Genomic DNA, 22,763 nt, shown 5'->3' on the forward strand with positions numbered 1-22,763 from the left:
TCATCCGATACTACGGTCCGCCGGGTCGCTTGCCTGCCGGGACGGCTGATCACAAAGAGGTGAGACCGGGGAGCCTCGCGCCCCACGCGGCGGCGCACAGGGCACGGTCCACCTCCTGCGCGTAGACGGCCGCGCCCAGCCACGCGTGGGCGAAGCGACCGGTGTCGGCCGGGAGCAGCCTGCCGAACGGGTCGCGCGCCCGTTCCACGGCGGTGGCGTGCAACTCGGCGAGCAGCTCACCGGCGGTGCCGAGGCCGTACCGACGCAGGCGCGTGGTCTCCGACTCCCGGCTCCCGGGGAAGGCCAGCACACGGCGGCCGCCGGACGCGGCCTGGTGGACCCGGCGCCGCAGCAGATGCACGGGAGCCTCGTCCGCGGCGGTCGCCGCCGGTACGGACGGCGTGGTCCGCGCCTCGCCCGCGGGGCCCGACGCCGCATCCGCCGGCAGGTCCGCGCGGCGGAGCCGGTCGAGACCGAGGTCGACACGACTGTCCGGATCGGTGGGACGGCTCGCCGCGAGCAGCAACGCGCGGGGCTGCGGGGCCGGGGTGAGCCGGGCGACCACGCGGAGCCGGGCACTCCCCGTGTACGTGAGCCGAGCGAGGAGGCGCAGGTTCTCACGGTGGGGCAACGCGGGGTCGTCGTGGGCGGCGGCCAGACGGACCCTCAGCCCGTCGCAGTCGGCGAGCAGACACTCGCCCGCCGCCTCGCGGACCGTGCCGATGAGCGTGACGTCGAGGAACAGCAGGTCCTGGCCGTCCCGCCCGGTGCCTTCAGCGACGTCGGCGGTGCTCCGGGCCTCGTGGGCGTCCTCGGCCCTCCCTGCGTCCAGGTCGCTCGCCAGGGCCCGGGAGACCTGTTCGGCCACCGGCACCGCCCACAGCCGGTCGAGCGGCTCGGCGTGCCACGAGCCGCCGGGTGCGCGCACGGCCCGTACGCCCGCCCCCGCCCCCAGGCGGCCCGTCGGGGAGACCGTCGCCCCGGACACGGCGAGTCCCGCACGGGAGAGTTCGCGATGCGTCAGGGACGTGTCGCCGATGCGCACGGCACGGTCCGCCGAGCCCGTGGCCCGTTCGGCGCCGCCCGGGGCCACGTCCGGGACCGTGTAGAGCCGCCCCGCGGCATCGGCGGTCCAGGTGACGGTGCCCGCGTAGCCGGTCGTCGTGAGGACCGGCTCGGCGAAGAGCCCGTACAGGCGCAGTGACCCGTCCGGTGAGTACGGCTGGCGCACTCTGCCGCGCAGCCCGGCCAACTCGGGCCCCTTGGCGTCCGGGAGGCGGTGCGCGAGGAGGAGGACGTCGCGCAGTGCGGCGCTGAGATCGCTCAGGCGGTGGGCGGGGTCGGCGGCACGGGCCGCGCGCAGCGCCGTGACCACGGCGACGGCACGGCCGGAGGCGCGCGGGAGGCCGGCGAGTCGCGCGGTGTGCGCGGCCCGCAGCAACTCCGCCTGGAGCACGGCCCCGGCACCTTCGATGCCCGCTTCCAGTACGGCGGCCGCCGCATCGTGCAGCGCCGCCGAGGCGGCGCACTGGGCGGGGGTGGCCGATTCCGGGGCGGGGTCGTCGCCGGAGGCCGGGGCAGAGGCGGGGGCAGAGGTCGGGGCAGGGGCCGGGGCGAGTGCCGAGGCCGGTGCGGAGGCCCCGGCCGGTCCCGGAGGCGCCTCCTGCGGTGGCTCCGTGGGCGAGGGCGCACCCTCTGCCGGTCCGGTCGGATCGGCGACCGGGGCCGCCGATGCTGCGGCGGCCCGGTGAAGGCAGTCCGGCGCCAGCAGGCACCCGCAGCGGATCGCCTCGGCACTGGACACGACCCCGTCGGGAGCGTGCAGTTCGAGATCGGTCTCGTCGTCGACCGCGATGCGCACGATGTCGCCGTCCCGGACCACCGGCCGCCCCGAGACCTTGGCGACCCCCGCGTCCAGCCGCTTGCGCAGCCGGGGGGTGAGCGCCGCGACGAGCTCGGCGGTCACCGAGGGGCTGACCGGCGGAAGGAGCGGGCTCATGCGATCTTCTCCCCTACCCAGCGGGCGAGTTCGAGCGGACTGAGCGCGGCGACCGGCATGCCCGCGGCGACGAGCTGTTCCGCCACCCCGGTGGAGTAGCGCGGGCGGCCCGCGTCGTCGAGGCTCGCGCAGCCCAGCACATGGCAGCCGGCGCCGACCAGGGCGCGGACCTCGGCGAGCAGCCCGCCCAGCGGATAGCCCTCCTCGAAGTCGCTGACGACGACCACGAGGGTGCGGGACGGCACGGTGACCAGCTCACGGGCGTGCCGCAGCCCCGCGGCGATGTGCGTGCCGCCGCCCACGCTGACCTCGAGCAGCAGGGACAGCGGATCGTCGACGTGCTCGGTGAGGTCCATGACCTCCGTGGAGAAGGCCAGGAAGTGCGTGGACAGGGTGGGAACCCCCGCCAGCACCGACGCGGTGAGGGCGGCCCAGACCGTGGACGCCTCCATGGACCCCGACACGTCCGTCACCAGGACCAGCCGCCAGTCGGCGGATCTCCTGGCCCGGGTGCGGAAGACGGGGTGCTCCGGGACCACCCGGACCGTGCCGTCCGGACCGCGGTGCGCCGAGGCCAGGTTGGCCCGCAGGGTGCGGGGGAGGTCGAGGCCACCGCCCGGCCGGCGGCTGGGGCGCGGCACCACGGTGCCGTGCAGCGCCGGGCGCAACCGGGTGGCCAACTCCCGGGTCAGGGCCTCGACCAGGCGCCGCACGAGCGGCCGGAGCGCGGCCAGCCGTGCCTCGGGCAGACCTCCCGCATGCCGCAGCACGGTGCGCAGCAGATCGACGGAGGGCCGCACGCTGTCCGGATCGAGTTCGGCCAGGACGTCCGGCCGGCCCGAGGAGGCCGCGGCCGCCAGGACCTCCTCACGGATGCCCGGCCCGAACAGCGCCGAGAGTTCCTCCGACCACTCGCGCACACTCGGATACGAAGGCTCCCGGCCGCCACCCGGGCCGCCCCGGCCTCGCCCGGTCAGGTCACCCCGGCTGCCCTCGCCGCGACCGCTGCCGTACAGCTCGTCCAAGGCGGTGGCTGCCGGGGCCGCCACCGAGGACAGCCGGTCGGTACGGCGACCGAGCACGAGCCGCCAGCGGTCGGCGGGCGTGAGGCGGTGGTCCCCCGCGCCGACGGCAGCCGTGGCCGTGCCGTGGGGCGGGTCGGCCACGGCTGCCGGGGTCTGGAGCCGGTCCGGATCCGGGGCCGGGGGCAGCAGTCTCAACCCGTCGAGGGCGGCCCGCGCCATGAGGTCGGCGCGGGTCCACAGGGCGAGCGCCGTGGGATCCACCCCGCCCGTGTCGGCCGGCCGGTCCACGCCGACGCGCTCCTCGACGACGGACAGCAGACGGTCTCGGGCGGCCGGGCTCAGGGTGTCGAAGCCGCCGCGCAAGGCCGGCAGCCGCTCCAGGAACTCCCGGTCGGCCAGCTCCGTCACCCGGTCGAGAAGTGGCTCCAGCGCCGGAGCCGCCGACTCCAGCAGCGGCCCCGTGGCTGTCAGCAGTCCGGTGAGCCGGGCGGTGAGCGCGGAGCGGGACGCGCGGTCGCGGGCCCCGTCGACCCAGGACGCGACACGTTCGCCCAGTGCGTCGGGATCCTCGTGCCCGAGGAGCACCCGGACGGCTCCGGCGGCGCCGCGCATCAGGGGCGAACCCTCGCGGGCCAACCGGGCCAGGGCGTCGGCCAGCCGGACGCCGCCGAGCACGTCCGCGCGGTGGGCGAGTTCCAGCAGGGCGTGCGCGTCCGCCGGGTCCTCGGCACCGCTCAGCCCGTCCACCTGACGCACCGCCGCGGCGGTGAGCAGCTCGGCCACGGCGGTGGCCCGGAGCGCACGGTCCTCGTCGGCACCGAGCCCGGGGACGTGCCCCGCCCGCAACCGGTCCAACAGGCCGAGGCCGGTGAGGAGTTCGGGCAGTGCGGCGGCACCGGGCAGCACGTCGGCGGTCTCCGTGAGCCGGGCGTCCGCCAGGTCCGCCAGACCGCACTCGGCCGCCTGCCGGAGTCCGTCCAGGGTCTGCGCGGCGGTGGGGCCGCCCTCGTCCCGCTCCGACCGCCACCGCTCGCGCAGTACCCCCTCGGCGGCCTGGGCGGGCGTGACACCGTGCACGCCGACCGCGGACAGCATCGCCGCGGTCGCCGGCGTCCAGCGCACTTCCCACCGTGTCGTCAACGTCTCGGCGCCGCCCGCACCGACGACGCCCCGCGCCTCGGCGTAGGGCACGCCGCACACCGTCAGGCGGCGCAGCAACAGGTCGCGCGCGCGGTCCAGCTCGGACCGCAGGGGGTCCAGCCGCAGTTCCCTGGCGGTCGTCGACGCGATGCCCCCCGAGGCGCCGCTGCCCCGTGCGGTGCCACCCGTCCCCGCCGGCCCGCCGTCGGCCGAACCCGGACCCGGCAGCCCCAGGGCCGTCAGCTCGGCCTCGACCGCCGGAGCGAGGCCGCTGCGCGGGGCGTCCGGGGCGGGGCGGCCGCTGCGGGTGCCGACGAGGACCTGTTCCATCGCCCTGGCGACGGCCCGCCCTCTGCCGTACGGCTCGCCCTGCGTGAGTACGGTCTGCATGGCCTCCACCAGCTCCCCCCGGCCGGCCGCCGGCAGCCCGCGCAGCCGTGCCAGGTCCGAGGCCAACCGCACGATCTCGCGTGCGTCGGCCGGACCCGACGGATGCCCGAGGCCGCGCAGCGCCGCACACACGCGTACGGCCGCGTGCGTCAGTGCCTCCTCCAGCGCCCCCGGATCACCGGCCGCCCCCAGCACCAGATGCTGCCACTCGGGGTCCCGGATGCCGGCTGGGTAACCGGACCGCTCGTCCAGGAGGGCGTACGTGTACGGGATGAGGGACGTGATCCACCCGGGCCGCCCGGCCGGTCCGGCGGCGGCTTTGGAACCGTCCTGCCCGGGTTCGGCCGCGGCGGCCGGGGAGACGAGTGCGGGCGCGTGGAAGGCGCCCACGACCAGGGCGGCCCGCGCACCGTCCGCGGTGGCGGCGGCCAGCCGGGAGCGCATCCACGCCTCGCGCCGCAGATCCAGCTCGGGTACGCCACCGGACGCCACGGCCTCCTCGCGCAGGGCCCAGCCGGTCAGGAGCGCGGCGCGGCGCAACGCCTCCGGCCCGGACCCCGGAGCCGTGGCCTCGACGAGGCGGTCCCACAGATCCTCACCGGGACGACCGGTGAGCCGCGCCCGCAGTGCCTTGCCGAGGCCGGAACGGTCCGAAGGGGCCGGCTGCGGCTGCGGCAGTGATTCCGGCGAGCCGGGTGCCGTGCGCGTGGTGGGGGCTTCCGGGCGCCGCCCTTCCCGCCATGCCCGGTCGGCCAGCGGCAGGTCACAGGCGACGACCGGAACGCCCTGCCGGGCGGCCCAGCGCACGGCGGCCAGCTCGGGGGAGAAGTCGGCGAACGGATAGAAGGCCGGTCCCAAGCCCTCCTCCCCGCCGGCGGCGGCCAGCGCGACCGGTGCCCGCGTCTCCTCGTGGCCCAGCCAGGGGAGCCACTCCTGCATCTCGGCGGGCAGCTCGACCAGCAGGACGTCCGGGGCGGCCCGGTCGAGCAGCGTCGGCACGGCCGCGGCCAGGGACGGCGCGTGATGCCGAACGCCGACGAGGAACGGCGTCCCGGGGCCGGTGAGCGCCGCGACCGCCTGGTCCGCGGACAGGGGCGCGGAGGGGGAGTGGCAGCCGGGGGAGGACGGGGAGCGAGACACTGCCGTCAGCCCTCCAGGACCGTGCGCAGGTCCCACAGGGTGCGCCAGGTGGCGGAACCCTGCTCGGCGCGGCGCCGGACCGGACCGTCCCAGTACCCGCGCAGCCGCGCCGCGTCCGCGGGATCGTCCTTGCGGACCACACCGAGGAGATGGCCCGGCAGCAGGCCCAGCACGTCGCGGTCCCCGGGGAAGTACGCCGCGGCCAGCCCCAGCGCGCCCGCGACCGACACTGCCTCCGCGGTGCTCATGACCGTGGAGGGGCGCTCGACCTCCCAGCCCTCCGCCGACCTGCCCTCGCGCAGGTCGCGGAAGGCGACGACCAGCGCCTCCAGGACCGCCTCGTCGACCTTGAAGGGCGCGCCGGCCCGTTCGACCGAGGCCCGGGCCTGGCTGCGGACCAGGGCCGTCTCGGCGTCGAGGTCCGGAATGGGGCCGACCGTCTCGAAGTTGAAGCGGCGCTTCAGCGCGGCGGACATCTCGGAGACGCCCTTGTCGCGGAGGTTCGCGGTGGCGATGAGGTTGAAGCCGGGGGCGGCGTGCGCCAGGGCGTCGTCGGTGCCCGAGAGTTCGGGAACGGCGATGCGCCGCTCGGAGAGCAGGGAGACCAGAGCGTCCTGCACCTCCGGCAGACAGCGCGTCACCTCCTCGACGCGGGCGATGCCGCCCCGGGTCATCGCGGTCAGGACGGGGGAGGGCACGAGAGCCGTCCGGCTGGGGCCCTGGGCGAGCAGCATGGCGTAGTTCCAGCCGTACTTCAGCTGGTCCTCGGTCGTGCCCGCGGTGCCCTGCACCACCAGACCGCTGGTGCCGCACACGGCCGCCGACAGCAGTTCGGACAGCATGGACTTGGCGGTGCCGGGCTCTCCGACGAGCAGCAGTCCGCGTTCCCCGGCGAGGGTGACGACGCACCGCTCGACCAGCGACCGGTCGCCCACGAACTTGCCCTCCACCGTCAGCCGGCGGGGCACGCCCTCGGGTGTCTCGGCGCCCTCGGGCAGCCGCAGGGCACGTCCGTCGCTGCCCATGACGAAGGTGACCACGGCGCGGGGGGTGAGCCGCCAGGCGGGCGGGCGCGGACCGTCGTCGTAGGCGGCGAGAAAGGCCAGTTCGGCGGCATACCGCTCCTCGGGCGGCACGATCTGGCGGGCGGTGTCGGGGGCGAGGGTGGTGGTCATCGACGGATCTTCCGGTCGGGTCGGGCTGCGGTCACTGGGGCGTCGTGCGGGGTCATCGGCGGCGGCCCCCGCGCGTGGCACGGGTGGTGAGCTCCTCGTAGGCGGGCGCGTCCCGGTCGCGCACCCGTGCCCAGGCGCGGGTGAACAGCTCGGGCACCGGGACCAGCGGAACGGAACGGAATCCCTCGCCGACCGGGTACAGCACCTCCTTCCACGTCTCCACCGGCAGGGCGGGCGACTTGAGATCGCGCCAGCCGCAGGGCAGGAAGAGGGAACGGCCGGCCCGCGGCCGTTTGGCCTCGACGACCAGGTCCGTGGCGGCCAGCTCGGCCCGGGCCTTCTTCGACCGCGCGGGCCTCCAGCCGGTCCAACGGGCGCAGTTGCGGTCGGTCGGGTCGGGCAGAGCGAGCAGCTGCAGGTAGAGCGCCGCCGCGTCCTCGCTCAGGCCGTGGGTCCGCGCCACCTCGACGACGAGCGCCGGAACACTGACCGTGGGGTCCTGGGCGGGTCCGTCGGCCCCCTCGTGATCCGGCCCGGCGCCGACGCTGCGCGCCAGGTCGTCGCCCAAAATCGTGCGCAGGGCCCGCACCCCGGTGCCGCGCGCGGCACCCACGAGCCCTTCGAGCAGTCCGAACACGGCGTCGTCCGGGCCGGTGAGGCCGGCCGGTCGCACCAGGACGGTCTCCCGGTCGCCGTGCCAGGGGCGCAGGACCAGGGCCGCACCGATCCGCGTCGTGCCCTCCGCATCGGCGCCGCCGGTGGCGGGCAGCCCGTACGCCCTGCGGAGTTCGGCGGCGGTGGTGCCGCCCTTCTCCGTCCACTCCACGTCCAGGTCGAGCAGCAGCCCCGGATCGGTGAGGCGGTGGCGCAGCGCGGCCAGCCCCTGGGGCAGGGCCGCGCGCAAGGGGTGGCCGAGGGGGAGGGCGTAGGCGAGCGAGGCGAGGGCGTCGACGGCGCCGGACAGGGTGTAACGGTGCGGCACGGCGGCGGGGTCCTCCGCGACCAGTCGCCCGTTCTTGTCCGGTCGTTGGACCGTGGTGCGGCTGAGCCAAGGGGTGCGCCCGGGATTGAGCACGGCCTCGGCGGATCCGACCGGCAGGCCGTCGAGCGTGACGGCCAGGTCCTCGGGCAGGCGGACGAGGGAACCCAGGCGCTCGGACCAGACCCGGCCCACGGCGCCCGTGTCCGGTCCCGCCGTCCACAACTCGGCCAATTCGTCGGGCAGCAGCGCGCCGATGAGCGCCGCCCGGTCGGTGGCGAGGAGGGAGTTCAGCATGCGGTTGCCCGCGTCCAGCTGACGGGGCTTGAGGCCGGTCGTGGCGAGTGCGCCGGCGTCGAGGCGCTCCGGTTGCGCGGCGAGGAGCACGGTGGCCTGGAGCGGTCCGACGCCATGGCCGGTGGCCGCGGCGAGGTCGGCCGGCGCCTCGGGCTGCCAGGGCGGGGCTCCCTTGTCACGGGTCAGCCGGGCGACCGCGGAGAGTGCGCCGGCGGGGAGCGTCGGGGCGTGCCGGGTCTCCTTCTCCAGCGTGAAGTGGGCGACGGCGCCGAAGACGCCCGCCGGATCGTGTTCGACTGCCAGCCAGTTGACGCGGTCCCGGGCCATGTCGACGTTCTGGCAGCCGAGGACGACCACGGTGCGGCCCTCGCGTCGCAGGACCTGCCCCGCACGCTCCCGCTGCCGGTGCTTGTCGAACGGCTCGCCCAGGACGATCTCCCGGACAACGTCCCCGGGTGCGGCGAGCGGCCCTTCGGCGAGCGCCTCGAACAGGAGGAGCAGCGCCTCCCGTTCCGCCTCCGGCAGGGTCGGTGCCGTGGCCCGGTAGGCCAGGGGCCGCAGCACGCCCAGCAGCTCGGGCCAGATCATGCCGATGCGGGGGACGGTGTGCTCGTCGCTGTGCCACCCGTCACCGAGCGCGGACCTACGGGTGCGCTCGGGCAGGCGCATGCCGTCGGCGGGCTTGCCCGAGAGCACGTGGTTCACGCCACGGATCTGCCGGAGCGCGGTCCACTGGCTCTCGCCGCCCCACGACCCCCACATGCGAGCCAGGCCGTCGGCGGCCGCGCGCAGGGTGCGGTCGTCACCGTGCTCGGGCCGGTAGTCCGCGAACATCCCCTCGGTCCGCTTCCGTTGCGGCTTCGGCTGCTCCACGGGCGGGGTGACGAAGCGGGTGACCGCGTCGGCGATCTGGACCGTGGTGCGGACCAGAGCCGTCACACCCACGAGGAGCCGCTTGTCGGTGAGTCCGGGAAGCGCACGGGCCACGAGCCGCCGTACCACCTCGTCGGCGGTGGGCACCACGGGCCTGTTCGCGGCGGACGCCCCGCCGGCTGCTCCCGTGGCCGCTCCGGAGTCGGCGTCGCGCTCACCGGCCGCCTCGTCCGCGGCCTTCGCCGCGCTCACCTGCGCCTGGCGCTCCGCCAGCGCCCGTACCGCCGCGCGCAGCAGGTCGGCCGCATCCTCGTCGGTGAAGGCGCGCAGCACGGCCGACGACCCCTCGTCCCGGGGGCGCAGCGCGTGCCAGAAGGAGACCGGCGGGACGAACGGGGTGCCCGCGGCGAATTCCCCGCCCCGCTCGTTCGGTGTCACCCGGCCGAGCACGCCCGCGTCGCTGCCGTCGTCCGGCGCGCACAGGGCGACCTGGCGTCGCGTGCGCGCCACGACGGGCGCGGCGCCCCCGGGCAGGCGCAGCGCACCGAGCGGGGTGACGCGTTCGCCGCGCCCGGAGGTGCGCAGTGTGACGGTGCGGCCGTCGGGCGTTCCCACCGTGGTCAGTGTCCCGCCCGCCGCTTCCTCGGCGCGCACCCAACGCCCGAGCACGGCGCCGTCGGTGCCGAACGGGCTCCGCTCGAGACCGGGTTGCAGCGGCAGCACCTCGCACTGGTCCTGCAACAGCGTCGCGTCGTCACGGATACCGGAGCGGAGGAAGGCGGGCAGCGACGCGCGACTGTGCGTGCCCGTCGCCGGGTCGTACTCCAGCCACACGTGCTGTCGGCCCTGCCTGCCCTGCCGCCAGTACGACGTGCCGTCGCCGATGACGGGCCTGCTCGCGGGCAGGACGGTGTCGCCGGCGTGCAGGGTGCGCCCGCCGCCGGCCCGGCCGCCGTCGGGCAGCGGGATGGACGGGGCGGCCTCGTCGCCACGCCACCAGTGGGAGATCTGTTCGCCCGTGAGCGTGAGGACCTCGGACGGCCGGGCGGACCAGTAGCCGCGCTGCTTGCCGTCCTGCCACCACACCACGAGCAGTTCCCCGTCGGCGTAGCGGAACTGCGGGCGCTGCCAGCGGTCCAGGTCGGCCGGGAGCCGCAGGTCGTGTTCGAGCAGAATCCCGTCCGGGCCGACGACGACCGCCTTGGGCCCGCGGCTGAGGATCAGGCAGGGCCAGGCCTCGTTCACGATCAGCGGGGTGTCGCGGTCCCCGCGGGGCCCGTTGCCGTGCCGGGCGCGGGTCTCGGTGTCGAGCAGCCGCAGGGCTTCGTCCAGGGCGGGCCAGCCCAGTTCGTCCAGGAGGCCGGTCCGCAGGGTACGCCCGAGCAGCGGAGCCGCCTCGTACCCGACGGCACGGGCGACGGCCTCGGGATTGACCCGGGGGGCCACCGACCGGTAGGGGCTCAGCCGGTTGAGCGCCTCGCGGGCTCCGGGCAGGCCCACCGCGCAGGCGAGTTCACCGACGGCGCCGTCGAGCCACTCGCGCAGCACCCCGCTCAGCACGGGATGGTCGGCGAGATGGTCCAGTACCGGGTGCGACGGCCGCTCGTGCCCTGCGGCACCGACGGCCCGCAGCAGCAGGGGGCGCAGCCGTGGGTCAGCGGCGACGGCGGCCAGATCACGCCGCTCCGGCCGGGTGTCGAGCACCCAGCGGTCCAGTTCGAGGTGGACCTCGGCGTCGGTGTCGGGCAGGGCGAGGGGAATGCCCTCCGCGGCGCACAGGTCGAGCAGAGCGATGTCGACGCCCACGTGCCGGCGGCCGGTGAACAGGTCGACGGCCCGTCCGTCGGCGCGCAACCGGGGCGCCATCCGTGCGACGAGGCCGAGCGTGGCCGGGGAGCTGTCGCACACCGTGGCGCCGCGCTTGCGATGGGCGGCCCAACGGCTCAGCCAGTCCGCCGCGTCTACACCGCCCGGGTCCTCGGCCACCGTGCCGCTTCCGGCCGCCGTCCCACCGTCCTCGGCCACCGTGCCGCTTCCGGCCGCCGTCCCACCGTCCTCGCCGGTCAGCAGCCGGTCGGCACCGCACTTGGCCAGCAACTCGAGCCAGAACTCGTCACTCCTGGTGCCGTGATCCAGCCCGGCCGGCATGATCTCCAGCAGCCGTTCCCGGACCGCGGGCCGCCGCTCGGCGAGGATGGCGAGCGTCGCCCGGTACGCGGTCCAGAAGGAGGCGGGCGCCCGGACGGCCGCGGGAGAGGCGACCAGGTCGGCGACGAGGTCGCACTCCGCCTCCACGCGGGGCAGCCCGGCCGCCTTGATCAGCACGCGGGCGTCCTGCGGCAGCGACGCGTACGGCGGCATACCGGCCGCACAGCGTTCGACGGCCAGCTGACGGAACTGGGCCCAGGCCTCGGCGGCGTCCAGCCTGGCGGCCAGGTCCCGCACATGCTGCTTCAGCGCCTTGACCGTCAGCGCCCCGGCGAAGGCGAACTCCAGGAACACGGCGCGCTGCCGCTGCTCGTCGACGGCGAGCGCGTGCACCCGCTCCGCCTCCCGCGCCTTGCCGAAGAAGGCGGCGGCGTACGTGGTGTTGTCGAACTGGAGGAAGATCCGCGCGGCCTGCTCGTAGAAGGTCGGCAGGAAGTGCGGCACGGCCCGGCCGAGCCGGTCGCCGAGCTGCTCGAAGCCCTCCTTGGCGTTGCCCGGGCGGGACTTGGCCTGGCGGGCGAGCCGCTCGACGTCCTTGACCAGGGCCAGCGCGTGGTGCCCGTTGGCCGGGTCGTTGACCAGGGCCCAGGCGGGGAATCCAAGGGTTTCCCGCCTGATCTGCCCGACCTCGGGAGTCTCCGCGTCCCGCACGAGGCCGAGGAAGTCCAGCGCGAGGTCCTCGGCCTCCCCGAGGGTGCCCGGCACCAGCCGGACGACGCTGCGCTCGCCGAGCGCGGCATGCGTGTACGTACGGACGGTGAGGGTGTCGGCGTCCTCCCGGCCGCTGCTGCCGGGCGGCAGGAGCGCGCCGGCCTCGAGCAGCGCCGAGGCGGTGGCGTCGTCGAGACCGGTGACCTCGCGCGCGCCGGTGGCCCCGTGGGGCGCGGTGGTGGTGTCCATGGCGTTCACGCGGCGCGCTCCTCGTCCTCGATGTCGCGACCCGCGTACAGCGCGGCAGCCATGCGCATGCCTTCCGACCAGGCGACCGGCCCGACCCGGCCGAGCTTCAGCACCCGCCCGGCGGCGTCGGTCCACATGAGGGGGCCGGTCTCCGTCTCCTCGTAGCCGTCGTAGTCGCCGACCCAGACTCGGGCCTCCACGCCCCGGCCGTCCTCCCAGGCGGAACAGACCGCGTATCCGCCCCGTACACGGTGGCCGAGCTGGGTGACCCGGCCGTGCAGGAAGCGCAGCTCCTTGAAGGCGCCGCCCGCGTACTCCTCGACCGAGGAGGCATCGGCGTCGAGTCCGGCGGGGCGGTGCCACACCTCGCGGAAGAGCTGCTGAGCGCGCTGTTCGACGCCGAGCTCGACGGCGAACTCCCGCAGCTCCTCCAGGTCTTCGAGGAGCACGGGATGCGGGAGACGGACGAGGTCTGGGGCGACGCGGACCGTGTCACCGTCGAGGTCGACGAGGCCGAGGCCGCGCTCGGGGTCGGCGTCGCGCAGGAATCCCGCGACCTCGCCGTCGGCACCGGTGACCACGAGGTTGCGCAGGGCGGACCGCCAGGCCGGGTCGGGCCACACGCGGGTGAGCACGGCGAGGGGCACGGGCAGTGACCGCACCATCCACCGCTCCACGTCGCTCAGGCACTGGCGTTCGTGACGCTCCAGCCACTCGACGAGCTGCCGCAGTCCGACCACCGTGGGATCGTCCGCGAGCTTGGCCGGCACCGACTTCAGCCGCCGTCCGGTGGCGTTGCGGCACACCACCTTCCCGTCGTCCAGGGCGACCTCGTAGTCCCCGGCCGTCACCCACCCCATGAGTGCCTCCCCGCACCGCAGTGATCAAGTGATGACGACTGTAAGCGAGCCCACTGACAACGCCGTCGGCGCGGGGGACGCAGGGTGGGGGAGGGGCACGGGGCGGGCGACCGGGCAGCCGTCAGTCGTCCAGGCGGACCGGCATCAGCAGCGAGAACGCGCTCTCGTCGTCCTCCCGGCGGATCGCCAGTGGCGCGGTGGGGGCGGGCCCGAACTCCAGGACGAGCCGGTCCCGGTCCGCGGCGGCGAGCGCGTCCAGCAGGTACCCGCGGTCGACACCGACGTGGTGCCCGGCCCCGTCCGCGTCCCTGTCCGGGGCGCCCTCCCCGCAGACGATCACCGTGCCGTCGTCCACCGCCGAGAGCACGCTGACGTCGCGCGCGGACCGACCCGGCTCGCCCTGTTCACCCGTGCGGACTGGGCCGGTCTCCAACGCCTCCCGGAACCCGGGCACATCGACGACGACGCGCCGCCCGGGCGGCAGCTGAACGAGACGGCGGTAGTCGGGGAAGTCGTGGGCCAGGCGCCGCCCCGACGCCTGGCGCTCCCCTGCCTCCAGCGTCACGCGGTCAGCCTCCACGGCGAAACGGACGGGCCCGTCGTCGCCCAGCAGCGCCCGCATCGCGTCGACGAGCGGTGCGGGCACGACGACCTGCTCGCGCGGTCCCCCGTGTCCGACGGCGGCCAGGCGCGCGACGGCCATCCGGTAGCGGTCGGTGGCCACGACGTGGAGCGTGTCGCCCTCGACGTCGAACAGGACGCCGCCGAGCATCGGCAGCTCGGGGTCCCGGCCCGCGGCGAAGCGGACCGCGTCGAGCGCGTCCGCCAGCGCGGGCGCGGGAAGGGACAGGTGGACGGTGCCGGTACGCGGCGAGGTGGTCATGGGATTCTCCCTGTGATCGAGTAGCGCTTCGAGCGTGGAGAACTCGCTGCGGGCCTCGGCCAGCCCCCGCTCCAGACGGCGCAGGTGTGCCCGGAGCAGCCCTCGCACCAGGTCGGCGTCCGCCCCGGACCAGCCGGCCAGCACCAGCCGGATGTCCGCCAGCGGCATACCCGCCCGCCGCAGCCGGACCAGCACCCTGGCCTCCTCGAGCTGGCCGGGGGCGTACCACCGGTAGCCACTCGCCGGATCGACCCGGGCGGGGACCAGCACACCGGCACGGTCGTAGAACCGCAGGGCGCTCACGCCCAGTCCGCTGTCGCGGGCCGTCTCCCCAATGCTGCGCATCTCGTTCTCCACGTCGGGAACTCTGATCCCTGGACCAGGTCGAGGGTCAATCATGAGGGGATTCATCATGAGGGGATTCCCGCAGGAGTGGCCGGCCGTACGCACGGCCCGCCCCCTCGGGCCGCACCGCCCGGTCCGTCTGTCATCCTTGCGCCGTGCAGAAGCCCAGCGCCGTCACCCCGGACGCCCCCGCGGCGATACGGACGCCGCTCCTCACCCAGGAGTGGCTCGACCTCGCCTTCATCCACTGGGCCGTCGAGCCCGCCGCCGTGGCGGGACTGATGCCGCGCGGCACCGTCCCCGACACGCACGACGGTCTCACCTACGTCGGGCTCGTGGCGTTCCGCATGCACCGGGTCGGATGGTTCCGGCTGCCCGGGATCCCGTACTTCGGCTCGTTCCCGGAGACCAACGTGCGGCTGTACAGCGTGGACGCGCACGGGCGGCGCGGCGTGGTCTTCCGGTCGATGGACGCCGCGCGGCTGATTCCGGTGGTGATGGGGCGCGTCGGCTTCCGGCTGCCCTACCTGTGGTCCCGCATGACCGTCCGCTCCGTGGGCGACACCGTGACCTACACCAGCTTCCGCCGCTGGCCGGGACCGCGCGGCGCCCACAGCCGCATCATCCTGCGGACCGGCGAGCGCATCGACGAGCCCACGGCCCTGGAGCACTTCCTCACCGCCCGCTGGGGCATGCACAACATGTTCTTCGGCGGAGCGGCGTACCTGCCCAACCACCATCCCCGCTGGCCCCTGCACCGGGCCCGACTCGTCTCGTGCGACGAGGACCTGGTCGAGAGTGCCGGGGTACCGGCGACGGGCGAGGGCCCGGTCAGCGTCCTCTACTCGCCGGGGGTCCCGGTCCGCCTCGGTCGTCCCGCGCTGCCGGTCTCCGCGGTCCCTGCCGGCCCTTGACCTCAAGCATGGTTGAGGCACCACGGTGATCCGCATGAACACACAGGGCTCACCCACGGAAGCCGGCGCCGAGGACATCGAGGCCATCGAGCACGTCGTGGCCACCGTCGAACGCACCCAGCGCGACAAGGACGCCGAAGGGTTCCTCACCCTCTTCCGGCCCGACGCGCTCTGGACGACCGCGCACGGCAAGGTGCTCCTGGGCCTCGACGCGATCGCCGAGTTCACGCGCGCGGTGCTGCCCCAGGCCGTGTGGGACGGCGACGTCACCTACGAGGTGATCCACACGCAGTTTCTGCGCCCGGACGTGGCGGCGGTCAAGGTCCGGCAGGTCTACCACTCGGCCGGGGGAGACGCGGAGGGCGCGCCGCTGTACGTCATGACCAAGCAGGACGACGGACGCTGGCTGCTGCATGCCTGCCAGAACACCGAAGTCCGGAGCGGGTGAGGCAGGCAGCGCGGGGGCGGCCCAGCGAGCCCGTGCACCACGATCTCCGCCCGCCCCCTGGACGCCATTGATCGAATCGTTCAATGATTGTGGGACAGGTACGGCCTGCGGGTCCTCACCCGGCAACGCCCCATCGCGAAGCGGACGACGCCAGAGCCACGGGAGTGACTGCATGACCGACGATCCAAGGACGAGTCGCCGCAGCCAGGCGTGGTTCGGCGCACAGGGCCGCAGCGGCATGGTGTACCGCTCGTGGATGCGCAGCCAGGGCTTCGGCCACGAGGTGTTCGACGGGCGCCCCGTCATCGGCATCGCGACCAGTGCCTCCGAACTCGCCCCGTGCAACGCCCACCTCACCCGCGTCGCCGAGGCCGTCAAGCGCGGTGTGTGGCAGGCCGGCGGCTTCCCCCTGCAGTTCCCCACGATGGCCACCGGCGAGACACTGATGCGCCCCACCGCCATGCTGTACCGCAACCTCATGGCCATGGAGGTCGAGGAGCTGATCCGGGCCAATCCGCTCGACGGTGTCGTGTTGCTGTCGGGCTGCGACAAGACGACCCCGGCCATGCTCATGGGCGCCGCCAGTGTCGACCTGCCCGCCGTCATGGTCACCGGCGGGCCGATGCTCAACGGCAAGTACCGGGGGCAGGACGTGGGGTCCGGCACCCACGTGTGGAAGTTCGAGGAGGACCTGAAGACCGGCCGGATGACCGAGGAGGAGTGCTTCTTCGCGGAAGGCTGCATGGCCCGCTCCAACGGGCACTGCATGACGATGGGGACCGCCTCGACGATGGCCTGCCTGGCCGAGGCGCTCGGCATGCAGCTGCCGGGCTCCGCGGCCTGGCCCGCGGTCGACTCGAGGCGGATGGAAACCGCGCAGGCGGCGGGGCAGCGCATCGTGGGGATGGTGGAGGAGGAGCTGCGCCCCTCGCGGATCCTGACCCGGGAAGCGTTCGAGAACGCCGTCCGGGTCAACGCGGCCATCGGCGGCTCCACGAACGCCGTCATCCATCTCCTGGCCCTTGCCGGGCGCGTCGGCGTCGAGTTGAGCCTGCGGGACTTCGACGACCTCGCCCGCGCGGTGCCGACGCTGGTCAACCTGATGCCCAGCGGCAAGTACCTGATGGAGGACTTCTGCTACGCGGGCGGCCTGCCCGCCGTCCTGGCCGAACTGCTCAGCGGGGATCTGCTGCACGGCAACCAGATCACGGTCACCGGACGCACGATCGCCGAGAACACCGGGGGCACCGAGAACACCGGGGACATCGAACGGGTCGACTCCGACGTCATCACCCGCCTCGACGCCCCCTTCCAGCCGGCCGGCACCGGGATCGCCGTCCTCCGCGGCAACCTGTGCCCCGACGGCGCCGTGATCAAGCAGTCCGCCGCGTCACCGCACCTGCTCACCCACCGCGGCCCCGCGCGTGTCTTCGACTCTCCCGAGGCGTATCACGAGGTGGCCGACGACCCGGATCTCGACATCGACGAGAACACCGTCGTCGTCATCCGCAACGCCGGCCCCAAGGGCTACCCCGGCATGCCCGAGGTCTCCAACGTCCCCCTGCCCGCCAAGCTGCTGAAGGCCGGCGTCAAGGACATGGTGCGCGTCTGCGACGGCCGGATGAGCGGCACCGGGTACGGGACGGTGGTCCTGCACGTGGCGCCCGAGGCCGCCGTCGGCGGACCCCTCGCCCTGGTCCACGACGGGGACCCGGTCGTCCTCGACGTCCCGAACCGCACCCTGCGCCTGGACGTCGACGACGCCGAACTCACGCGACGCAGGCAGGCGTGGCGCGCACCCGCCGAACGGCACGCCGGCGGCTACGCCTGGCTCTACACCCAGAACGTCGAACAGGCCGACCGGGGCGCCGATTTCGGATTCCTGCGCGGAAACCGCGGACACGAGGTCCCCCGCGACTCCCACTGAGTCCGCAGGCGATGCGCTGCCGGCCTCCGTGTGGAGAAGGGCGAGCGAGCCGGCCGACCAGGACGAGGCGGCGCGCCGGGCGATCGCCCGCCACTTCGCGACCTGGGAGGGGCTGCTCGCCGGCGGAATCACCCTCCGCGGTCTACGACTGGGGACTCACCGCGCGAGAGAGGGCTTCCCACGAGGATCTCACGCACCGGCTGCGGCGGTGACGACCACTGGGCGCGGGACGTCGGCATCGACGGCGGCGCGTCCTCCGCGGAGGAGACGACCGTCCGCATCGTGCCGGACACGACCGTCCGCATCGTGCCGGACGCCGCCGTCCGCATCGTGCCGGACGCGGCCGACGACCTCTGAACGCACCCGTCCATCGTCGCCGCGGCGAACCGGGTCGGCACACGGTGCCAGGCCGGCAGCGGCGGCGCCTGCCCGGCAGCCCGGGTAGCGTGGAAGTGGGGCATACCCGCAAAAACCGCAGGAGCAGGCTGTCACGTCAGGGCTGAAGCAGGATGCACCGGGTCTCCCCGGCGCGTGAGGTAAGAAGCCACCGCCCGCTGACGCGTATCCCACAGGGCCGTCACGACGGCATCGACACCCCGACAGCGAAGGACGGCGAGCATGGCCATCATCTCGCGAGGTTTCCACGGCCGCCGGCCGCTCGACAGTGCCAGACTGCCGCCCGGTCAGTACGAGACCACCAGTTTCCCCGTGCTGTCGGCCGGGCCCACCCCTCGTGTGCCACGGGAGACCTGGGAGCTCTCCGTCACCACGGAGACCGGGCAGCGGCACACCTGGGACTGGGACGGCCTGATGGCCCTGCCGGCGGAGTCCCCGACGGTCGATCTGCACTGCGTGACCAAATGGTCGAAGTTCGGCACCGAATGGCGGGGCGTCTCCCTGGACGTCCTGCTGGCGGACGTGGAGAGCGCGGCGGAGCATGTCCTTGTCGGCTCCTACGGCGGCTACACGACCAACGTTCCGCTCGCCGATCTGCTCGACGGCAAGGCATGGATCGCCTACGGATACGGCGGCGGCGACCTGACGCCCGAGCACGGGGGGCCGGCACGGCTCCTCGTCCCGCACCTGTACCTGTGGAAGTCCGCGAAGTGGGTGCGAGACATCCAGCTGAGAGAGAGCGACGTCCCCGGCTTCTGGGAAGGCGCCGGCTACCACAACTACGGAGACCCATGGCGGGAACAGCGGTACCAGGGAGACTAGGAGAGCGGCTTCGGTGGCGGGTCGCCGAGGTGACCGGCCGCCGGGCGGAATCCGCCACAGCCGTGACACTGGAGCTCGACGTGCCCGACTGGCCCGGGCACACGGCCGGCCAGCACGTGGACGTGCGGCTGACCGCGGAGGACGGGTACAGCACCCAGCGCAGCTACTCCATCGCCTCCGCGCCCGGGGAAGGACGCCTCGAGCTCACAGTCCAGCGCCTGCCCGATGGCGAGGTGTCGCCCTACCTGGTCGACGAACTCGTCCCCGGCGACCGGCTCGAACTGCGCGGCCCGGTCGGCGGCTGGTTCGTCTGGCACCACAGGCAGACGGAGCCGGTACTGCTCGTGGCAGGCGGCTCCGGCCTCGTGCCACTGATGAGCATGGTCCGCGCTCGCCAGGCAGCCGGCAGCAGGGCGCCGTTTCGGCTCCTGTACTCCGTGAGGACCCCCGAGGACCTGTTGTACCGCTCCGAGCTCCGTATGGGGGCGCCGGGGCTGGACACCGCCTATCTCTACACCCGCAAGACACCCGCGGACGCGCCGCGTCCTCCCGGTCGCATCACGCCCGACGATCTTGCACGAAAGGGCTGGCCTCCCGACTTCGAGCCGACCTGCTATGTGTGCGGGCCCACGGGATTCGTCGAGAGGGCGGCCGCCTGGCTGGTGTTGCTCGGACACGCGCCGGAGCGTGTCCGCACCGAACGCTTCGGCGACAGTGGAGGTTGAGATGGCGCCGACGAGGACGGACGAACCGGACGCGGACGGCGTCCCTGACTGCCACATCGACGGAAACGCTCTGGCGGGCCCCCTCTCCGAGGTGTTCGCCGTCGATGTCACCGCCGCGACGAGCCGGTGCGCACACTGCGGTTGTACGGGTCCGCTCGCCCGTCTGTACGTGTACGACAAGGCCCCGGGCCTCGTCGCGCGCTGTCAGCAGTGCGGCGGAGTCGTGCTGCGCATGGTGCGCGCGAGGGGTGCCGCATGCCTCGACATGACCGGTGTCGCCCTGCTGTCGATCCCGCTGGGGGAGGCGGGCAACCAAGGGGCCTGACGGCGGCGGCGCGCCGCCGTTCCCGACCGTCGGGCGGCCGGCCCGAACCGGCGCGCACAGCCCGACGAAGTGCTACCCGCCGTCGTCGGGCTGCTCCAGGACGCGAAAGCGCGCTGTGCCGACCCGGATCACACCGTCGGTCAGCGGGGTGCACCGGACACCGCCCTTTCCCCGCAGAGCGCGTTGTGCGCCCGGCGCGATGACGGCGTCCATCCACGCGCAGGGCCGTGCGGCTCGGTTGACCGCCAGCACCACGGGTCCGGCGCCGCTGTCGAGTTCGATGGTCCGGCCGATGAACGAGTCGATGTCGACGCCGCGGAGCAGGACGTTTCGGCGGGTCTGCCTGAGATCGGCGCCGAAGGGGAGGCCTTCCACGGCCATCACGGTGACCGCCGCGTCCCGGTGCGCCGGCCGGGCGAAGTAGCGGTCGCCGACGATCCCCAGCCGGCTGCGCACCTCGACCTGCTCGACCAGGCCACCGTCCGGGTCCGCCGCCGCGCCGTGGGCCGGGCGTCCGGCGTACCGGTGCACCGGCGAGACGAGCAGTTGGACGACCTCCACCTCGCGGGGAGGGCTGTCGGGGGTACTCATGCCGAGGGGGACTCCACTCCTGTGCCGGTGGGGCGACGACGGTGATCGGCCGCGGCGTCCGTGGCCCTTGTGAGGCCCGCCAGGCAGGCGTCCGCGACCTGCCGGCAGCGGGCCACCGCACTGGTCGTGTCGTTTCCGGCCCGTCCCCGAGCGAGGCCGGTGCACGGGCCGTAGCCCGGTCTGCGGGCTCCGGCGCTCTTGGCCAGCCCGATGGTAGTCCGGCGGCCCGCGAGGTGGCAGGCCGCGTGACCGGGTGCCGACGCGCAGTAGGGGCGCAGTAGAGGCGCGGTGGACGGAACGACCCGTGTCACGCGGGGGCGTCGTCCGGGCCGGCCAGGACGAGCGACAGGCTGCCCGCAGCGCCGTCGGCGAGACGGATCGGGATGTCCCAGTCCTGCTGCTGGACATGGCAGGCCGGGAACGGGATGTCCGGGTCGTCGTCGCAGGACGCGGCCGTCGCCGACACGTGCAGCACACCTTCCGGGACCACCGGGTCCAGTTCGAGCAGGCGGGCCGGGCCGGTGTCCGCGCCCTCCCCGGTACGCAGCAGCTCGGGTGGGGAGGCGGAGACCAGGAGCCGGGTCGAGGGCCCGTATCGCGTGTCCAGCTTCTGTCCGGGAGGTGCTCGGAAGACCACCTCCAGTCGCAGGATGCCCGGAGCCACCTCCGTCACGTCCCGTCGGGTCCGGTGGGCGACGACCGCCTGCCGCACGGTCTCCTGCGGCAGGCGCAACCGGGTCAGCCGGTGCCCGGCCGACTCGACGACCACGATCTCGTCCCCGACGACTACGGCGTCACTGGGCTCGCGCAGGCCGGTGGCGAGCGTGCTGACCTCACCGGTCGCCGTGTCGTAGCGGCGCAGAGCGTGGTTGTAGGTGTCGGAGACGGCCACCGAGCCGTCGGGCAGGGCCGTCACACCCAGCGGATGCTGCAACAGGGCCTGCCCGGCCGGACCGTCCCGGTGCCCGAAGTCGAACAGTCCGGTTCCGACGGCCGTTCGGACCGTGCCGTCCAGGTCGACCCAGCGCAGTGCGGAGGTCTCGGAGTCGGCGACCCAGAGCCTCTCCCCGGACGCCGCCAGCCCGGACGGCTGCGCGAACCAGGCCTCGGCCCCGGGCCCGTCGACGAGACCTTCGTCGGTCGTCCCCGCCGTGACGGCGACACTGCCGTCCCGCGGGTCGTAGGCCCACAGCTGGTGCACGCCGGCCATGGCGATCCACACCCGGTCGTTCCACAGGGCGACGTCCCAGGGCGAGGAGAGGCTGACGGCACGGGCCGGCCCGGACGTGGGTTCCCCGCGCATCCACTGCCGGCCCGTGCCGGCCAGGGTGGAGACGTCGCCGGTGACGGGATCGTAGCGGCGCAGGGCGTGATTGACGGTGTCGGCGACGACCACCGAGCCGTCGTCGAGCAGAGCCAGGCCCTGCGGTTCGCTGAAGCACGCCTCGCCGGCGGGACCGTCCGCGAAGCCCCGCTGCCCGCTCCCGACCCGCCGCACGACGCCCTCACCGTCCGGTGTCAGCTCCACCAGTCGGTGCCGGGTGGTGTCACTGACCAGGAATGTCCCGGAGGGCAGCAGCAGCGCCTTGCCGGGGAAGCGCAGGATCGTCGGCTCCGGTTCGGGCGCCGCGTACGGGGCGTCGCCGCGCCGCAGGGTGCCCTTGGCCAGGTGCTCGGCCTCCAGCTCCTCGATCAGCCGCTCGATGGCCGGCGCGTGTCCCTCGCCCGCGTACTGGGCGACGACGTAGCCCTCGGGGTCGACCACGACGAGGGTGGGCCAGGCGCGTACCGCGTACTGCTTCCAGGTGGCCAACTCCGGATCGTCCAGCACGGGGTGCTCGACGGCATAGCGTTCGACGGCGTCCAGAACGGCTCTGTGATCGGCCTCGTGCAGGAACTTCGGTGAATGCACACCTACGATCACGACGGTGTCCCGGTGTCTCTCCTCCAGCCCGCGCAGTTCGTCGAGGGCGTGCAGGCAGTTGATGCAGCAGAAGGTCCAGAAGTCGACGATCACGATCCGCCCGCGCAGGGCCGCCAGCGTCAGCTCCCGGTCACCGGTGTTGATCCAGCCGCCCCTGCCCTCCAGCTCAGGGGCGCGAACCCGGATGCGCTTCGCCATGCCTCAAGCCAACCACACGGCCGGCGTGCCCCGCCTCCGGTACGGCGGGAGCCCCGCAGCGCCCGTCATACGTGACCGGGCCCGCCGCTGCCGAGGGCACCGGGTCCGCCGGACGCTGCCGCGGCTGGTCCACGCCCACCTCATCCTCTGGATCGCGGACCCCGAGCATCAGGACTATCTTCAGCGTTGTCCGAACGGCTACACGTGCCACTGCGTCCGGGAAGGCTGGAAGCTGCCCCAGGCGTCGGCCTGACGGGGGCAGCCTCGTGCGGCCGGAGA

Annotated in this window: 15 protein-coding genes and 1 pseudogene; 8 read left to right on the forward strand and 8 right to left on the reverse strand. The window is 74.3% G+C overall.

The window, feature by feature from the left end:
- Window positions 1-49: 49 nt before the first annotated feature.
- The 6 genes from ACFYZ3_RS23630 to ACFYZ3_RS23655 all read right to left on the reverse strand — a co-directional run bounded on the left by ACFYZ3_RS23630 (window position 50) and on the right by ACFYZ3_RS23655 (window position 14,268).
- Complete coding sequence (locus ACFYZ3_RS23630) at window positions 50-1,999, reverse strand: hypothetical protein (RefSeq protein WP_388521058.1); 1,950 nt, start codon at window positions 1,997-1,999, stop codon at window positions 50-52.
- Entirely contained in the window at window positions 1,996-5,694 is a 3,699-nt protein-coding gene (locus ACFYZ3_RS23635) for a DUF5682 family protein (RefSeq protein ID WP_388521060.1), read from the reverse strand. The genes ACFYZ3_RS23630 and ACFYZ3_RS23635 overlap by 4 nt, the downstream gene beginning before the upstream one ends.
- 5 nt (window positions 5,695-5,699) lie before the next feature.
- The gene (locus ACFYZ3_RS23640; protein ID WP_388521063.1) at window positions 5,700-6,869 is read right to left on the reverse strand and encodes an AAA family ATPase; all 1,170 of its coding nucleotides are present in this window, start codon (window positions 6,867-6,869) and stop codon (window positions 5,700-5,702) included.
- A 52-nt stretch (window positions 6,870-6,921) separates the two neighbouring features.
- Window positions 6,922-12,126 (reverse strand): hypothetical protein, encoded by a 5,205-nt coding sequence (locus ACFYZ3_RS23645; RefSeq protein ID WP_388521514.1) that lies wholly within the window; start codon window positions 12,124-12,126, stop codon window positions 6,922-6,924.
- Between the two features lie 5 nt (window positions 12,127-12,131).
- Window positions 12,132-12,986: a DUF4132 domain-containing protein gene (locus ACFYZ3_RS23650; RefSeq protein ID WP_388521066.1), complete on the reverse strand. Its 855-nt coding sequence runs from the start codon at window positions 12,984-12,986 to the stop codon at window positions 12,132-12,134.
- Between the two features lie 121 nt (window positions 12,987-13,107).
- Window positions 13,108-14,268 (reverse strand): MerR family transcriptional regulator, encoded by a 1,161-nt coding sequence (locus tag ACFYZ3_RS23655; RefSeq protein ID WP_388521069.1) that lies wholly within the window; start codon window positions 14,266-14,268, stop codon window positions 13,108-13,110.
- A 101-nt stretch (window positions 14,269-14,369) separates the two neighbouring features.
- On the opposite strand from ACFYZ3_RS23655, the gene ACFYZ3_RS23660 reads away from it, so the two are divergent.
- The 7 genes from ACFYZ3_RS23660 (at window position 14,370) to ACFYZ3_RS23690 (ending at window position 19,771) form a co-directional block, all read left to right on the forward strand.
- Window positions 14,370-15,128 (forward strand): YqjF family protein, encoded by a 759-nt coding sequence (locus ACFYZ3_RS23660; RefSeq protein WP_388521072.1) that lies wholly within the window; start codon window positions 14,370-14,372, stop codon window positions 15,126-15,128.
- A 34-nt stretch (window positions 15,129-15,162) separates the two neighbouring features.
- Window positions 15,163-15,576, forward strand: a complete 414-nt coding sequence (locus ACFYZ3_RS23665) for an SgcJ/EcaC family oxidoreductase (protein WP_388521075.1) — start codon at window positions 15,163-15,165, stop codon at window positions 15,574-15,576.
- A 172-nt stretch (window positions 15,577-15,748) separates the two neighbouring features.
- Window positions 15,749-17,503: an IlvD/Edd family dehydratase gene (locus ACFYZ3_RS23670; RefSeq protein ID WP_388521078.1), complete on the forward strand. Its 1,755-nt coding sequence runs from the start codon at window positions 15,749-15,751 to the stop codon at window positions 17,501-17,503.
- Between the two features lie 30 nt (window positions 17,504-17,533).
- Window positions 17,534-17,860 (forward strand): DUF5709 domain-containing protein, encoded by a 327-nt coding sequence (locus ACFYZ3_RS23675; protein WP_388521081.1) that lies wholly within the window; start codon window positions 17,534-17,536, stop codon window positions 17,858-17,860.
- A 261-nt stretch (window positions 17,861-18,121) separates the two neighbouring features.
- Window positions 18,122-18,721 carry a molybdopterin-dependent oxidoreductase gene (locus ACFYZ3_RS23680; RefSeq protein WP_388521083.1) on the forward strand — a complete coding sequence of 200 codons (600 nt, stop codon included), beginning with the start codon at window positions 18,122-18,124 and terminating at the stop codon, window positions 18,719-18,721.
- On the forward strand, window positions 18,691-19,446 hold the full coding sequence (locus ACFYZ3_RS23685; RefSeq protein ID WP_388521086.1) for a ferredoxin reductase: 756 nt from the start codon (window positions 18,691-18,693) through the stop codon (window positions 19,444-19,446). The genes ACFYZ3_RS23680 and ACFYZ3_RS23685 overlap by 31 nt, the downstream gene beginning before the upstream one ends.
- Before the next feature lies 1 nt (window position 19,447).
- Window positions 19,448-19,771 (forward strand): DUF6510 family protein, encoded by a 324-nt coding sequence (locus ACFYZ3_RS23690; RefSeq protein WP_388521089.1) that lies wholly within the window; start codon window positions 19,448-19,450, stop codon window positions 19,769-19,771.
- Window positions 19,772-19,843: 72 nt separating this feature from the next.
- Here ACFYZ3_RS23690 and ACFYZ3_RS23695 read toward each other — a convergent pair whose 3' ends face one another.
- Both ACFYZ3_RS23695 and ACFYZ3_RS23700 read right to left on the reverse strand, forming a co-directional pair.
- Complete coding sequence (locus ACFYZ3_RS23695) at window positions 19,844-20,362, reverse strand: molybdenum cofactor biosysynthesis protein (RefSeq protein ID WP_388521092.1); 519 nt, start codon at window positions 20,360-20,362, stop codon at window positions 19,844-19,846.
- Window positions 20,363-20,669: 307 nt separating this feature from the next.
- A complete protein-coding gene (locus tag ACFYZ3_RS23700) occupies window positions 20,670-22,484 on the reverse strand; it encodes an NHL domain-containing thioredoxin family protein (protein ID WP_388521095.1) in 1,815 nt (604 codons plus the stop codon).
- Between the two features lie 148 nt (window positions 22,485-22,632).
- Between ACFYZ3_RS23700 and ACFYZ3_RS23705 the strand changes: the two are divergent.
- A pseudogene (locus ACFYZ3_RS23705) lies at window positions 22,633-22,737 on the forward strand (peptide-methionine (S)-S-oxide reductase); the annotation flags it as partial.
- Window positions 22,738-22,763: the final 26 nt, after the last annotated feature.

The sequence above is a fragment of the Streptomyces sp. NPDC001599 genome (genome assembly GCF_042893535.1).
Taxonomy (GTDB): Bacteria; Actinomycetota; Actinomycetes; order Streptomycetales; family Streptomycetaceae; genus Streptomyces.

What these genes read in the sequence shown, in the direction of transcription:
- ACFYZ3_RS23630 (WP_388521058.1), bottom strand. Translation starts at nt 1,999, where the DNA reads ATGAGCCCGCTCCTTCCGCCGGTCAGCCCCTCGGTGACCGCCGAGCTC.
- ACFYZ3_RS23640 (WP_388521063.1), bottom strand. Translation starts at nt 6,869, where the DNA reads ATGACCACCACCCTCGCCCCCGACACCGCCCGCCAGATCGTGCCGCCC.
- ACFYZ3_RS23645 (WP_388521514.1), bottom strand. Translation starts at nt 12,126, where the DNA reads ATGGACACCACCACCGCGCCCCACGGGGCCACCGGCGCGCGCGAGGTC.
- ACFYZ3_RS23650 (WP_388521066.1), bottom strand. Translation starts at nt 12,986, where the DNA reads ATGGGGTGGGTGACGGCCGGGGACTACGAGGTCGCCCTGGACGACGGG.
- ACFYZ3_RS23655 (WP_388521069.1), bottom strand. Translation starts at nt 14,268, where the DNA reads ATGATTGACCCTCGACCTGGTCCAGGGATCAGAGTTCCCGACGTGGAG.
- ACFYZ3_RS23665 (WP_388521075.1), top strand. Translation starts at nt 15,163, where the DNA reads ATGAACACACAGGGCTCACCCACGGAAGCCGGCGCCGAGGACATCGAG.
- ACFYZ3_RS23670 (WP_388521078.1), top strand. Translation starts at nt 15,749, where the DNA reads ATGACCGACGATCCAAGGACGAGTCGCCGCAGCCAGGCGTGGTTCGGC.
- ACFYZ3_RS23680 (WP_388521083.1), top strand. Translation starts at nt 18,122, where the DNA reads ATGGCCATCATCTCGCGAGGTTTCCACGGCCGCCGGCCGCTCGACAGT.
- ACFYZ3_RS23685 (WP_388521086.1), top strand. Translation starts at nt 18,691, where the DNA reads ATGGCGGGAACAGCGGTACCAGGGAGACTAGGAGAGCGGCTTCGGTGG.
- ACFYZ3_RS23690 (WP_388521089.1), top strand. Translation starts at nt 19,448, where the DNA reads ATGGCGCCGACGAGGACGGACGAACCGGACGCGGACGGCGTCCCTGAC.
- ACFYZ3_RS23695 (WP_388521092.1), bottom strand. Translation starts at nt 20,362, where the DNA reads ATGAGTACCCCCGACAGCCCTCCCCGCGAGGTGGAGGTCGTCCAACTG.
- ACFYZ3_RS23700 (WP_388521095.1), bottom strand. Translation starts at nt 22,484, where the DNA reads ATGGCGAAGCGCATCCGGGTTCGCGCCCCTGAGCTGGAGGGCAGGGGC.